Annotated in this window: 17 protein-coding genes; 11 read left to right on the forward strand and 6 right to left on the reverse strand. The window is 43.3% G+C overall.

What is annotated here, in order from left to right; all coding sequences use genetic code 11:
• Positions 1-5: 5 nt before the first annotated feature.
• The 5 genes from LT679_RS16350 to LT679_RS16370 are packed head-to-tail and all read right to left on the reverse strand — an operon-like array spanning position 6 to position 2,412.
• Positions 6-284, reverse strand: a complete 279-nt coding sequence (locus tag LT679_RS16350) for a hypothetical protein (RefSeq protein WP_232178743.1) — start codon at positions 282-284, stop codon at positions 6-8.
• A 26-nt stretch (positions 285-310) separates the two neighbouring features.
• The gene (locus LT679_RS16355) at positions 311-505 is read right to left on the reverse strand and encodes a hypothetical protein (RefSeq protein ID WP_232178744.1); all 195 of its coding nucleotides are present in this window, start codon (positions 503-505) and stop codon (positions 311-313) included.
• Between the two features lie 35 nt (positions 506-540).
• Complete coding sequence (locus LT679_RS16360; RefSeq protein ID WP_232178745.1) at positions 541-759, reverse strand: hypothetical protein; 219 nt, start codon at positions 757-759, stop codon at positions 541-543.
• Between the two features lie 22 nt (positions 760-781).
• Complete coding sequence (locus LT679_RS16365; protein WP_232178746.1) at positions 782-1,264, reverse strand: hypothetical protein; 483 nt, start codon at positions 1,262-1,264, stop codon at positions 782-784.
• Between the two features lie 5 nt (positions 1,265-1,269).
• On the reverse strand, positions 1,270-2,412 hold the full coding sequence (locus LT679_RS16370) for a zinc-dependent alcohol dehydrogenase (protein ID WP_232178747.1): 1,143 nt from the start codon (positions 2,410-2,412) through the stop codon (positions 1,270-1,272).
• Positions 2,413-2,749: 337 nt separating this feature from the next.
• Here LT679_RS16370 and LT679_RS16375 point away from each other — a divergent pair, with 337 nt between their 5' ends.
• From LT679_RS16375 to LT679_RS16415, 9 genes are all read left to right on the forward strand, one after another.
• Complete coding sequence (locus LT679_RS16375) at positions 2,750-3,136, forward strand: SPW repeat domain-containing protein (RefSeq protein WP_232178748.1); 387 nt, start codon at positions 2,750-2,752, stop codon at positions 3,134-3,136.
• A 32-nt stretch (positions 3,137-3,168) separates the two neighbouring features.
• Entirely contained in the window at positions 3,169-3,408 is a 240-nt protein-coding gene (locus LT679_RS16380) for a hypothetical protein (RefSeq protein ID WP_232178749.1), read from the forward strand.
• Positions 3,409-3,434: 26 nt separating this feature from the next.
• Positions 3,435-3,608 (forward strand): hypothetical protein, encoded by a 174-nt coding sequence (locus LT679_RS16385; protein ID WP_232178750.1) that lies wholly within the window; start codon positions 3,435-3,437, stop codon positions 3,606-3,608.
• 214 nt (positions 3,609-3,822) lie between these two features.
• Positions 3,823-4,518 carry a DUF421 domain-containing protein gene (locus LT679_RS16390; RefSeq protein WP_232178751.1) on the forward strand — a complete coding sequence of 232 codons (696 nt, stop codon included), beginning with the start codon at positions 3,823-3,825 and terminating at the stop codon, positions 4,516-4,518.
• A 6-nt stretch (positions 4,519-4,524) separates the two neighbouring features.
• The gene (locus tag LT679_RS16395) at positions 4,525-5,226 is read left to right on the forward strand and encodes a YetF domain-containing protein (RefSeq protein ID WP_232178752.1); all 702 of its coding nucleotides are present in this window, start codon (positions 4,525-4,527) and stop codon (positions 5,224-5,226) included.
• A gap of 20 nt (positions 5,227-5,246) precedes the next feature.
• A complete protein-coding gene (locus LT679_RS16400; protein WP_232178753.1) occupies positions 5,247-7,457 on the forward strand; it encodes a hypothetical protein in 2,211 nt (736 codons plus the stop codon).
• A 15-nt stretch (positions 7,458-7,472) separates the two neighbouring features.
• Positions 7,473-8,240: an SDR family oxidoreductase gene (locus LT679_RS16405; protein WP_232178754.1), complete on the forward strand. Its 768-nt coding sequence runs from the start codon at positions 7,473-7,475 to the stop codon at positions 8,238-8,240.
• Between the two features lie 47 nt (positions 8,241-8,287).
• On the forward strand, positions 8,288-8,566 hold the full coding sequence (locus LT679_RS16410; protein ID WP_232178755.1) for a hypothetical protein: 279 nt from the start codon (positions 8,288-8,290) through the stop codon (positions 8,564-8,566).
• A 230-nt stretch (positions 8,567-8,796) separates the two neighbouring features.
• Positions 8,797-8,961, forward strand: a complete 165-nt coding sequence (locus LT679_RS16415; protein WP_232178756.1) for a hypothetical protein — start codon at positions 8,797-8,799, stop codon at positions 8,959-8,961.
• A gap of 48 nt (positions 8,962-9,009) precedes the next feature.
• On the opposite strand, the gene mnmE is transcribed toward LT679_RS16415, so the two are convergent.
• Complete coding sequence (gene mnmE, locus LT679_RS16420; RefSeq protein ID WP_232178757.1) at positions 9,010-10,371, reverse strand: tRNA uridine-5-carboxymethylaminomethyl(34) synthesis GTPase MnmE; 1,362 nt, start codon at positions 10,369-10,371, stop codon at positions 9,010-9,012.
• 94 nt (positions 10,372-10,465) lie between these two features.
• Here mnmE and LT679_RS16425 point away from each other — a divergent pair, with 94 nt between their 5' ends.
• Positions 10,466-11,521, forward strand: a complete 1,056-nt coding sequence (locus LT679_RS16425; protein WP_232178758.1) for a nucleoid-associated protein — start codon at positions 10,466-10,468, stop codon at positions 11,519-11,521.
• Positions 11,522-11,646: 125 nt separating this feature from the next.
• Positions 11,647-11,946 carry a CHC2 zinc finger domain-containing protein gene (locus LT679_RS16430; protein ID WP_232178759.1) on the forward strand — a complete coding sequence of 100 codons (300 nt, stop codon included), beginning with the start codon at positions 11,647-11,649 and terminating at the stop codon, positions 11,944-11,946.
• The last annotated feature ends 17 nt before the right edge of the window (positions 11,947-11,963 follow it).

The raw sequence follows: 11,963 nt of genomic DNA on the forward strand, positions 1-11,963 counted from the left end.
GATACTTAGTTAATGCTGTCAATATAATCGCTGATACCCCGGCCTATCTTTTCCGCTGCCTCTTCATCCAGCGCGCCATCCTGCTGTTCCCAGCATTCTGGCTCGTCGCAGGTTTTAGTCATGGTGCATAAATGCTCGTCGCCTGCTACCACAATAAAGGTATCATCACATGGTATAACCAAAATGTTAACATAATCGCCGGAATCGTACAGGTCAACCTCAATATGAAAAGCTTCCTGTGGTGTTAAACTCTCCTGATAATCAAGCGCATCTTCGTCTATCATAATTTATACGTTAAAGCAATCTATCATTAATTACCCTCTGATTTAGTAACATCAGAATCAGCCGGTTCAACTTCATCGGGCGTGTTGCCATACCCATTATTTTGATGGGTACCTGTGGCTTTACCAGCATTCTCAGCATTTGTTAATCCCTGTTGATCTGTTACATTTTCATCCTGATCATCACCATTTTGCGAAACTTCAGGGTTTGTTATACCATCCATAAGTCAAGTAATTAAATTAACATTTACCCCATTGATTAGTGGTTTGCTTCATTATCTCCGGTATCCTTAGCCGGTGATGAATTGAATAGCGTATCCGTACCCGCACCACCATTCATTGTAGTATCGTTTCCGGTACCTACACCGCCATTAGCGGTATCAATTTGATTGGTATCGGTACCATTTTTATCATTTTCTGAGCCGCATGACGCCAGCATCCCGGCAGAAAGCATGGTTATAAAAAAGTATTTTTTCATGATCAGATGATTTTATTTGCGATTATTTTTTCTTTTTAAGCACACTAAACAGCGTTAATACCACTACCGAAGTAACCAATACCTGGCTCACAATTTTTTGCCGGTTATACTTCCATGTAGCTTTAAAGCCCTTTTCTGCAAAAATGTTAGGGATATGACCTTTCCTTACATCATCGATGATGCCTTCAAACACATTGATACGGTCAGCCAGTATTAAAGGGAGCCAGTGGCGGTACCTGTCCTCGCTATGTGTAAAGGCATAGCGGCGGATGATTCCGCTTAACCCCGATGGAGGTACCGAAGTACCGAAAACTACGGAAGGTTTAGGTCGCTCGTTTGATTGCAATATTTCAACCGTTACCGGTTGCTGCGGCGAACGCTCATAGTTTATACGATTATGGTCATCTCCGGTATAATTTTTAATGGGATATGTTGGTTCGTTATCGGGATCAGCATCCATGCCCCATCCCGGTATCGCCTTATAATCAATCACTTCTTTTTTCATAATCTTTAAGCTTTGGCAGATGGTATAAGCACCGTTTTTATGCAGTTATCTAATTTGGATGAAAAGATGTTGTAGGCTTCTGAAATTTCCTCAAGCGGTATGCGGTGAGTGATCAAACCTTTAGGGTTTAAACGGCCTGACTGTACATGATCAATTAACTTAGGCAACAACCTTTTAACGGAAGCCTGGTTAGCCCGGATAGTAATGCCTTTATTAACTACATTACCTATGGGTATCAGGTTAAATGGTGGCCCATAAACGCCTACTATAGAAACAATACCGCCTTTTTTAACTGAATTTATTGCCCATTGCAGCGCTGTACCAGCACCGGCCTGCAACAAGGCTTTTCTGCCGGTAAACGTCTGTAGTCCGTTACCTTCGGCTTCGCAGCCAACGCAATCAATACAAACATCAGCACCATACCAGTCAGTAGTTTTTTTCAGGAACAACACCGGATCTTCCAGTGATTTAAAATTATACACCTCGCATTTGGCATAGTTCTTTGCAAATTCCAAGCGATAATCAACATGGTCAATCACGATAACGCGCGAAGGGCCGAAGAACCAGGCGCAGCGCGCAGCCATAATACCAATGGGTCCGGCACCAAATATCACTACTGTATCACCCTCTTTTATACCGCCCATTTCAGCCGCCTGGTAACCGGTTGGTACCACATCTGTTAGCAGTACCGCATCATCCGGATCCATATCAGGCGGAATTACGGTTGGACCAACATCAGCATACGGCACACGCACATACTCTGCCTGCCCCCCATCATACCCCCCTGCTGTGTGCGAGTAACCAAATATACCGCCTACGGCTGTTGCCATCGGGTTAGATTCGTGACAGTTACCGTAAAGGCCCTGTTTACAAAAATTACATTTGCCGCAGGCTATATTAAAAGGCACTAACACATGATCGCCCACTTTGAGGTTTTGTACCATGGGTCCTATCTCTTCAACAATCCCGGTAAACTCATGACCGAATGTTGAACCTACCCTGGTATCGGGCACCATACCATGGTAAAGGTGCAAATCTGATCCGCAGATACAAGTACGGGTTACCCTTACAATCGCATCCTCAGGGTGTAATATCTCCGGCATTGGCCTTTGCTCGGTTCGCACACGGTATGGCCCTCTATAGTTCATCGCTAACATAGGTTATTTATTAAAATATGTGAATCGGATCAATTAAAGTGCTGTCGACAGATCGGCAATTATTCCAGCGTTGATTGGCTAAACACTGATAGATACCTAATTTTATAACTGATTGTTTTTAATATTTTATTTTTAATTAAATTTAAATACAAACAACCCTGTAAACAATTAAATCAAAGCACTATTTTAATAAATAAGAAATATATTGAAACAATAACTAAATGTTGAAAGTTATATAGTCACTTGCAGGTGCTTCTACCCATATATGCCGGTTCTGAATGGAGATAACTATCCGATTAATATCTATTTATCTAATAGAATCCATATTATGAAAGCAATTATTTCAACAAAAACCCATGCCGTGCTCGACTATGTAGCAGGGGCATTAATAACATTTTCACCATGGATATTTGGTTTCGCTAATCTTGGCGGCGCGCCGTTGCTCATACCTGTATTTATAGGTTCAATGCAACTTGTTATGGCAGTATTCAGCAAACATCAGTTAGGGCTTTTTAAAGCAATACCCATGCAACTGCATTTAACTATTGATATGCTTGCAGGATGTGTATTGATAGCAAGCCCGTTTTTATATGGCTTTGCACAATTGGTAGTATGGCCACATGTATTATTAGGGGTAGTGTCATTATCAGCAGGGTTATTAACCTACGGCTCCTTGCTATACAAAGTGCAGGTATATGACGAGCGGGGTTACTAATTCCTTCTGTAATAAACTGAAATTATATTATTATGAGAAAGTATTATATAACCGGATGCTTATGCGCCGCTATGGTGTGGGCATCGTGTGGCGGCAGCCATGAACAAGGAACAACACATCATGCCGACCCCAATGCCGACACTACCGAGCAGACACAAACGCATGCGGATACAACCGGCCAGGACAGCCTGACCACACCAGCTAAAGGAGGTGAAGGTGCCGCCCAAGGGCCTGCATCAGGCATTACCAACGATAGCAATAAGAATAATTAATACTCCGTGAAAACAAATAAGTAATTATGGAACAGCAAAAAGGAAACGTGGCCCCTGGCCAGCAAAATTACCCATCGGAAGAGCAACCGCAGGGTAACCCGAACCGGCAAACGCCGGACGAGATTGTGCAAGGCGCAAAACAGAATGATCAGTTAGATAAACTGGAAGAGAATGCGCCTGATGAAGATGAAGGTAAATAGCATGGTACAGAGCCGAAGGCTTACCAATACGAACGTAAAATAAAGGGTGACGAAAACCGGCAATAATACCATGCATTCATTCAAAAGAAAAAGGCAATGGCAGCAATGTTTAGTACGCGAAAATAAACGTACCGTAAGATACCTGTTGGCAGCCTTTTTATTGATACTCATACTACTAATCACTATTTCGGGTAAGTATTAAGCGTTCAACAAAATGAAAAAGGAAGAAATTCATCTTGATGACTGGGCTCGGATATTATTTGGCGAAGCCCCCCCGGTATTTTTATTGGAAGTACTGATCAGATCGCTGATTACTTACGTATTACTGCTGGTTATTGTAAGCTGGTTAGGCAAGCGCATGAGCGGGCAACTAACCATAATGGAAATGGCGGTTATGTTTACACTGGGTGCTATTGTATCGGTACCAATGCAAACACCGGACAGGGGCATTCTGCAAGGGTTAATCCTGTTGCTGTGCGCGGTGGGTTTTCAACGCGGAATCAGTTATTTAGGATTTCGGAGTCATAAAATAGAAAATATTACCCAAGGCAAACCCAGCACACTGGTAAAAGACGGTTTACTTGATGTTGAACAAATGGCCTTGAACAGAATATCAAGGCAACAGCTGTTTGCTGTATTACGTGGTCAAAAAATTTTCAACCTTGGATCTGTTGAACGTGTGTACCTGGAAGCCTGCGGGTTAATGAGCGTTTATACCAGTTCAGCCCCGCAGCGAGGCTTACCCATTTATCCTCCGGATGATTCGCCGCTATACAACGGCGAATCATCCGCGGCGGATAAAGCTCAAGGCTACAAGGCTTGTATTAATTGTGGCAATGTAATACCCGAAACTCAAGTCTCATCCTGCCCGATGTGTGGTAAAAACACATTTACACATGCCGCTATATAATATATTATGAAGCCCGACGAAATAAAACTGACTGATTGGATGCGCTGGCTTGTTGGCGAAGTTCCACCCTCATTTTATATTGAACTGCTGATTCGTGCCGCTTTTATTTATCTTTTATTAATGATATGTATGCGTTTACTTGGTAAACGTATGTCATCACAACTTGGCCGTAATGACCTGGTCGCCATGGTTACGCTTGCCGCTACAATCGGTATTCCGCTGCAAGCGCCGGACCGTGGTTTACTACCGGCCGTTGTTATCGCGATCATTGTTGTGTTAACAGGCCGCTGGATATCCAGTAAAACCTTTTATAGCGAACCATTTGAAAAAATATCACAAGGCAATATATCAGTACTTGTAAAAAACGCGGTGATGGATTTGACCGAAATGAAGAAAGCACGCCTCACACGCGAACGTTTGGTGGCACAATTGCGTTATTCGGGCATTAAACAGTTGGGTCAGGTAAAACGGCTATATATGGAAGCGAATGGAGATTTTACCATTATAGAAGAAGAAGAACCACAACCGGGCTTATTTATTATACCCAGAACTGACACAGCATTATATGATCGATTTAAAAGATCAGACCGCTTGCTGTCCTGCGAAAATTGTGGCTTTACTAAAGAAAAACCCTTTGAGCCGGCAGATACCGAGTGCCCAAGTTGCGGACATAAAGTTTGGACACCGGCTGTGCTACAAAATCATTAATACCTAAAATAAATAAAAACATGTCAACCGGAACATCTATATGGGCAGTAGCTGCTGCCAACCGACTGGCTGATATTCAAAAAGAGCCATTATATCAGTACACAGTACAAGGCTTTAACTTTGAGGTTGTAGAGCTTAATGACTCGTTATGGGTAATAGCCAATGTCGGGAAGAATTTAAAAATGACTTTCAGGACCGCTTATTCGCCTGATGGTTTTTTGGATGTTAAAGTAACCGAAAATCAGGATGGTTTAACTGTCGCTTTAAGGGCTTTAACAGGGAGATATAATGTAGCTATCAACTGGCCCAAAAAAAACGAGGCGATATTACATTACACGGTTGACCTCACACCATCAAATGAGATGATGGTACCATTTTGGCCAAGAGATATTGTTATAGTGGGTGCTAAAGGCAAGGAAGATCAAACATCAGGTGAGATACATGTATCACAAACCGGAGGCCGATCCGGGTTGATCTATGCATCCTTCAAAAAACCTAAAGCCGGGTCATTTTTATACCTGCAAAACCTAACCGCTCTTGAAACCTACAATGTGGATACGGAAACACCGGCTACCGACGTTGTAGGCGGGCAATGGCCGGAATTAGGTTTGAGCTTACCACCTGCCATTGAAAAACCTTTGCAAGCCGGCAAAAAATATACGATATCAGACGCACTTGTATTATTGAGCGATAAGGCACCGGCCGATCAGTTTGAAATGTCCAAGGGGTTTTTAGATGCGATCGCGAGTATCTACCTGTTATTACCTAAGCCTGATACAAAATACCATAATTACCCGGACATGCTGCAACATGCCATTAATGATTTGCAGAATAACAAGGGTTGCTGGTCGCACCGCAGCGGACACCCGTATTTAAACGCATATGTGTGTGATTACAATACGCCACCTGAAATAATGGTACAGTTAGCCGTACTGTTACCCGTAAAAGAATATACAGGCTGGAGCGGTGAAAAAAGCCAGATGGAAACTGACATTAAAGAAGCCTTGCCTGCATTTTATAACGAAAAACTAGGCACTGTGATGCGTTGGCTGCCTTCGGAAGAAGATATGCTGGATGAGTCGGAAGAGCAAAAAGTGCCATTAGTGATGGACTCCTGGTATCTGCACCATCCTTTGCTCAACCTGGCCCGTATGGCTGCGGCGGGGGATGATTTGGGGAAAGACCTATTATTAAAATCTGTTGACTATGCCATAAAGGTTGCACATCATTTTAATTATGTATGGCCGGTGTTCTATAAAATGGATACGCTTGAGGTTATAAAAGCTGAAGCAAAGGAAGGCGAAGGCGGTGAAAAAGACGTTGCGGGCATTTATGCGCATGTGATGTTACAGATATGGGAGGTTACCGGTGATAAAAAGTATTTCCGCGAAGCCGAAAAAGCTGCCGAATCCATGTTACAGCATGGGTTCAATGTATTTTATCAGGCCAACAACACCATGTTTGGCGCTAAGGCCATGATGTTGCTATATCGTGAAACGAAAAAAGATATTTATCGTGACCTGAGCTATTTATTCCTCGCCAATGTATTTAAAAACGTAGCGCTTTGGGAGTGTAATTATGGCTTCGGGCAACACTTTCCAAGCTTCTTTAAGTTGTACCCGCTTAGCGATGCACCTTATGTGGCGGTATATGAAGAGCAGGAGGCTTATTCGGGTGTGCATGAGTACCTGAGCTATGCCGAGGGGGTGGAAATTTTACCATCAGTATCGTTACTGTTAGCCGAATTTGTAAAGTATATGGTTAACCGCGCGGCGTATTACTATCCGCCTATGCTGCCTAAAGAAATGCTGTCAACCGAGGTTAAAACCGGCGAGCTGGACCCAAACCTATGGGTTGCTTTGGAAGATATACATGATGGCTGGGAGCAATCAGGCGCTGTAGGGCAGGAAGTGTACGGAGCCGGGTTAGCGTTTGGCATAGTACCTCGTCAATACATTAATGTTGAAGACGAAAACTTTTTAGTTTTTATTGATTATCCCATCTCCGGCAAATCCGTGAAGAACAATTCACTAAGCTTTAAAGTACTTGGCGACAGGCAGCTTACATGCCGGATATGTATAGTACCCAAAGAAAAGGGCAAGCTGCCGGAATTTACGGTATTGACGGGTAACGATAAAGACCAGACGGAGGTTGACAGTTTATCAAAGAAAAAAAGCGGGTTTGAATACCTGATTCACGGAGATCAAAAAATTATCATATCCTGGAAATAAACATAAAAATTAATTATGGCATTAAATGAAAACAATCAGGTTTACGCTCCGACAGTTGTAAACGGTTTATCAATAATAATTACGGGCGGGACAACCGGCATAGGTAGGGCCACAGCACTGCTCCTGGCCTCGCATGGCGCTAATGTTTTTATAAATGGTACTGATCAGCAACATCTTGACGATGTATTGAAAGATGTGGCCTCCGCCGGTTTTACCGGCAGCGTTAATGGCATTATTGCCGATCTGGCTACCGAAGAAGGAATTAAACAGCTTTTTAAAGAAGCTAATGCGCACTTAAATGGCATCGATGTATTTATTAATAACGCTGCCCTGGCGTATCAGGGTGTATCTGACGGCAACTACAGCGAATGGCATAAAGTAGTTAACACCAATCTTACCGGTTATATAGCCTGCACCCACATTGCCTTAGCGCAAATGAAGGAAAAAAAACGCGGCCATATTATCAATGTAGGTTCCATGAGCGCCGATGTGCGCGAAAAAGACAGCTCTGTGTATGTGGCCACAAAATCGGCCATACAAGGCTTTACAGAAAGCCTGCGTAAGGAGGTAAATGAACAAGGTATTAAGGTAACGCTTATTGAGCCCGGCGCAGTTGGTACAGACATGCAACCGGTTTCGGTACCCGACCAGCAGAAGCAACAAGAAAACCTGGAAATGCTCAAGGCAGAGGATATTGCTAATGTTATACTTTTTGCCCTAAGCCAGCCGGAACGCTGCGACATTGTTGATATAAAAGTAAAGCCGCATCTGCAAATAATTTAATGTCTTAAATATTAAAGGATACATTTTTTAAAGAGCAGCAGAGGCCAATGCATATGCTGTTGCTTACCAGCATGGTAGATGCACTGGCTTTGCCTGTAATTGAACTTTTCATTGGGGCTTACATCATTCGTAAATCAAATGATGTAAGCCTTGTTATGGTTTACCAGTTAGTGCAGGGCACCGGTATTCCGATAACATTTATAATGAATGGTTATTTGCTAAGGCGTTTTCATATCTCAAGGTTATACGCATTGTGTATGATCATTAGCGGGATTGACATGGCCGTTATGATGCAAATACGCATCGCGTTGGAACTGGCTATATAAAGTCCCGTTGTCCTGGAACTAAGCCTTGAAAATTTTAACGAAGCCCTGGGCATCAAGGATTCGCGCCGGCCCGGGCAATAACATCTAAAACTTAACAATGCCAAAATGAATACAAATGAGCTATTAGGCACGGTTGGCCTGGTACACCCCAACCTACAACATGATCCTCTGAGAAAACAGGGCCAGGTAAGCATAATTACTTATGTCAGCCAAAAGAACAAGACGTTTACATGCGTTTTGATAACGGTGGCGAAGCGCTGTATGCTCCTGATGCCAAATCAACGCTCAAAGGCAGATCAGCTATAATGAATAACCCGAGGGGATCAGCTGCATTGGAAACAAGAGACTTCAAAGATATTTACAAAATAGGCCATCTGCTGTACTTCGGTCGGTGAGGCGCTTGTTTGTATTGCTTTGTTAACTCTTTGCCTTACTTCACTGCCCTACTTGCCGATACAAAACTTACTAAATATATTATCCAGCAAGTCATCTGTGGTTACTGTTCCGGTTATTTCACCAAGGTAATGTAGTGCTTGTTTAATATCCATGGCTAAAAAGTCAGATGTGATATAGCCGTCAACGCCATTGAGAACGCGGTTCAGCGCTTCTTCTGTTTTCTGGAGGGCCTCCAGGTGGCGGATATTGGTTACCAGAGTTTCGTTACCGGTAAGCTGTTCTTTAACGGCGGCATGGTATATTTTGTCTTTCAGCGAGTCGATATGCTGTTTTTGCTGTGCTGATACCCCTATGGCTTCGACAGGTAACGCATTAAATTGCGATTCTTTCAGCAAGTCGATCTTATTCGCTACCAATAGCAGATTCATGCCGGGGCGTTGAAGTTTTGCAATGTCTGCGTCAAGTTCTTCGACTGTTATTTGCGCAGCATCATAAACATAAATAATCAAGGCGGATTGGCTTATCTTTTCCATGGTGCGCTCCACCCCTATTTGCTCAATAGCGTCTGTGGCCTCACGTATTCCGGCGGTGTCAATCAGCCTGAAGTTAATGCCATTTATATTCAATACTTCTTCAATCGTATCGCGCGTAGTGCCGGCAATATGGCTAACAATAGCACGCTCTTCGTTTAAAAGCGCATTCAATAAGGTTGACTTGCCCGCGTTTGGTCGCCCGGCTATAACAGTGTTCACGCCTTGTTTTATGGCATTACCAAGCTCAAATGAACGTATTAAACCGCCAATAACTTTCATGGTATCAACCACCAGTTGTTTGAGCTGATCGCGGTTGGCAAACTCAACATCTTCTTCCGAAAAATCGAGCTCCAGTTCAACCAGTGATGCAAACTGTACCAGTTGCTCGCGTAGTGAAGTTAGCTGATTGCTGAAACCGCCCCGCAATTGTTGTAAGGCTACTTGTTGCGACGCTTTTGAGTTGGCAGCAATCAGGTCGGCAACCGCTTCAGCCTGAGACAGGTCGAGCTGGCCATTTAAAAAAGCCCGCAAGGTAAATTCCCCGGGTTTGGCGGCCCTTGCCCCACTTTTAATTAAAAGCCTGATGATACTCTCCAAAATATAATTTGACCCATGGCATGATATCTCCACCACATTTTCGCGGGTGTATGATCGCGGAGCCACGAATAATGATACCAGCACCTCATCCAACATTACATCACCATCAGCTATATGGCCAAAATGTATAGTGTGCGATGCTTGTTTAGTCAGATCCTTACCTTTAAAAACAATATTGGCAATAGTAATAGCTTGCGGCCCAGACAAGCGGATCACGCCTATGGCACCAACGCCATTTGGTGTGGCAAGCGCAACAATGGTATCGTCATTCAGTATCATAATCGGCGCAAAGGTCGGCATAAATCGCCAACTTTCAACATTCACGCGTCAGGCAATGGTCATCCCGAAAAAAACCTCATCTTTGAACCCGATTATGGTAACCTCATTCGAAGCTTTTTTAGATATACTCTCCGTTCACCATGTTGGCAACCAGGCGCAGGACGAAATGTACTCCCTGTCTGACGAACCGCTCGACCTGAAGGACGAGATGATTCCCCGTCTGTTGATGCAGTATTTTTTAGCACCATTTGAAAAGACAAACGAGGTTTACCACCTTATGCACCACAGCGATATCAACCTCAATGAGATATATAGTTTTGCCACCCAGATTTTCGGGGATAACGAGCGTTTTCATGACGTATCGCAGCAAATTGCCAAGCACCTTTACGCGGTTACCACTCACCCCAAAATAAAGGCAGGCGAGCTTTACATCGGCCTGTTTAACAACGTGCAGATCGAAGGTGAGCTATTAGATGCGATAGGCGTATTCAAATCAGAAACGAAGGAAACTTACCTAAAAGTTTATCCGGACAAGGGCGGCTTTAAAATGGATTACGAGGAAAACGGCATCAACATTAATAAACTTGACAAAGGCTGCCTTATTTTCAATACCGCTAAAGAGGATGGCTACAAGGTGGTAGTGATTGACAAAACCGGCAACAACCAGGATGCAGCCGTTTATTGGAAAGACGATTTTTTAAAGCTCAAGATACGTAACGACGCCTTTAATCAAACCGCCAATACCCTTAGTGTATACAAAAACTTTGTAACCCAAAAGCTGGATGATGAGTTTGATATGAGCAAAGCTGATAAGATAGACTTGCTGAACCGCAGCATGAAGTATTTTAAGGAGAAGGAAACGTTTGACCTGGACGAATTTGCAGGAGAAGTGATTGGTAACGAGCAAGCTATAGAATCGTTCAAAAACTATAAGCAGCAATACGAAGACGAGTTTGAAACGCCCATTGCCGATAGCTTCGAAATATCATCAAACGCGGTAAAAAAACAGGCGCGCGTGTATAAAAGTGTCTTAAAGCTCGACCGCAATTTCCATATTTACATTCATGGTGATAAGGATTTGATTGAGAAAGGTTTTGATGATGATAAGGCCATGAACTATTATAAAGTGTTTTTTAAGGAAGAACAATAAATACACTCTCGATTTTTTGCTATTGCAACACAATAAGATAGCTTTATCGCCCGGATCAGCGCTTTTAACAGGCATTAATATCGTCTTTTTTGTTAAGTTTGAGCCTCTAATAATTACTGTTGACCATGCCTTCTGACGAACTGATATCGCACATTCAAACCAAAGCGCCCATTGTAAATATAGTTTCAGCCTACCTGCCTTTGCAGGATAGCCGTAAAGCCTTAAAAGGCCGCTGCCCGTTTCACCCGGATTCAGGCGCATCGCTGATGGTATCGCAGGATAAAAATACGTTTAAATGCTTTGGCTGCGGTAAAGAAGGCGGCCCTATCGAGTTTTTGATGGCCGTTGAAGGCAAAAGCCGCAGCGAAGTTGCGGGCCGGTTAGCCGTAAAGCTTGGCCTGGTGCATGATTTGCGGGCTGTTTAAAACATTATAAAACAACA

This window comes from Mucilaginibacter roseus, assembly GCF_021215455.1.
Lineage (GTDB): Bacteria > Bacteroidota > Bacteroidia > Sphingobacteriales > Sphingobacteriaceae > Mucilaginibacter > Mucilaginibacter roseus.

Excerpts from the sequence above, each read along its gene's own strand:
- LT679_RS16350 (WP_232178743.1), bottom strand. The coding sequence starts at position 284 with ATGATAGACGAAGATGCGCTTGATTATCAGGAGAGTTTAACACCACAG.
- LT679_RS16355 (WP_232178744.1), bottom strand. The coding sequence starts at position 505 with ATGGATGGTATAACAAACCCTGAAGTTTCGCAAAATGGTGATGATCAG.
- LT679_RS16360 (WP_232178745.1), bottom strand. The coding sequence starts at position 759 with ATGAAAAAATACTTTTTTATAACCATGCTTTCTGCCGGGATGCTGGCG.
- LT679_RS16365 (WP_232178746.1), bottom strand. The coding sequence starts at position 1,264 with ATGAAAAAAGAAGTGATTGATTATAAGGCGATACCGGGATGGGGCATG.
- LT679_RS16370 (WP_232178747.1), bottom strand. The coding sequence starts at position 2,412 with ATGAACTATAGAGGGCCATACCGTGTGCGAACCGAGCAAAGGCCAATG.
- LT679_RS16375 (WP_232178748.1), top strand. The coding sequence starts at position 2,750 with ATGAAAGCAATTATTTCAACAAAAACCCATGCCGTGCTCGACTATGTA.
- LT679_RS16380 (WP_232178749.1), top strand. The coding sequence starts at position 3,169 with ATGAGAAAGTATTATATAACCGGATGCTTATGCGCCGCTATGGTGTGG.
- LT679_RS16385 (WP_232178750.1), top strand. The coding sequence starts at position 3,435 with ATGGAACAGCAAAAAGGAAACGTGGCCCCTGGCCAGCAAAATTACCCA.
- LT679_RS16390 (WP_232178751.1), top strand. The coding sequence starts at position 3,823 with ATGAAAAAGGAAGAAATTCATCTTGATGACTGGGCTCGGATATTATTT.
- LT679_RS16395 (WP_232178752.1), top strand. The coding sequence starts at position 4,525 with ATGAAGCCCGACGAAATAAAACTGACTGATTGGATGCGCTGGCTTGTT.
- LT679_RS16400 (WP_232178753.1), top strand. The coding sequence starts at position 5,247 with ATGTCAACCGGAACATCTATATGGGCAGTAGCTGCTGCCAACCGACTG.
- LT679_RS16405 (WP_232178754.1), top strand. The coding sequence starts at position 7,473 with ATGGCATTAAATGAAAACAATCAGGTTTACGCTCCGACAGTTGTAAAC.
- LT679_RS16410 (WP_232178755.1), top strand. The coding sequence starts at position 8,288 with ATGCATATGCTGTTGCTTACCAGCATGGTAGATGCACTGGCTTTGCCT.
- LT679_RS16415 (WP_232178756.1), top strand. The coding sequence starts at position 8,797 with ATGCGTTTTGATAACGGTGGCGAAGCGCTGTATGCTCCTGATGCCAAA.
- mnmE (WP_232178757.1), bottom strand. The coding sequence starts at position 10,371 with ATGATACTGAATGACGATACCATTGTTGCGCTTGCCACACCAAATGGC.
- LT679_RS16425 (WP_232178758.1), top strand. The coding sequence starts at position 10,466 with ATGGTAACCTCATTCGAAGCTTTTTTAGATATACTCTCCGTTCACCAT.
- LT679_RS16430 (WP_232178759.1), top strand. The coding sequence starts at position 11,647 with ATGCCTTCTGACGAACTGATATCGCACATTCAAACCAAAGCGCCCATT.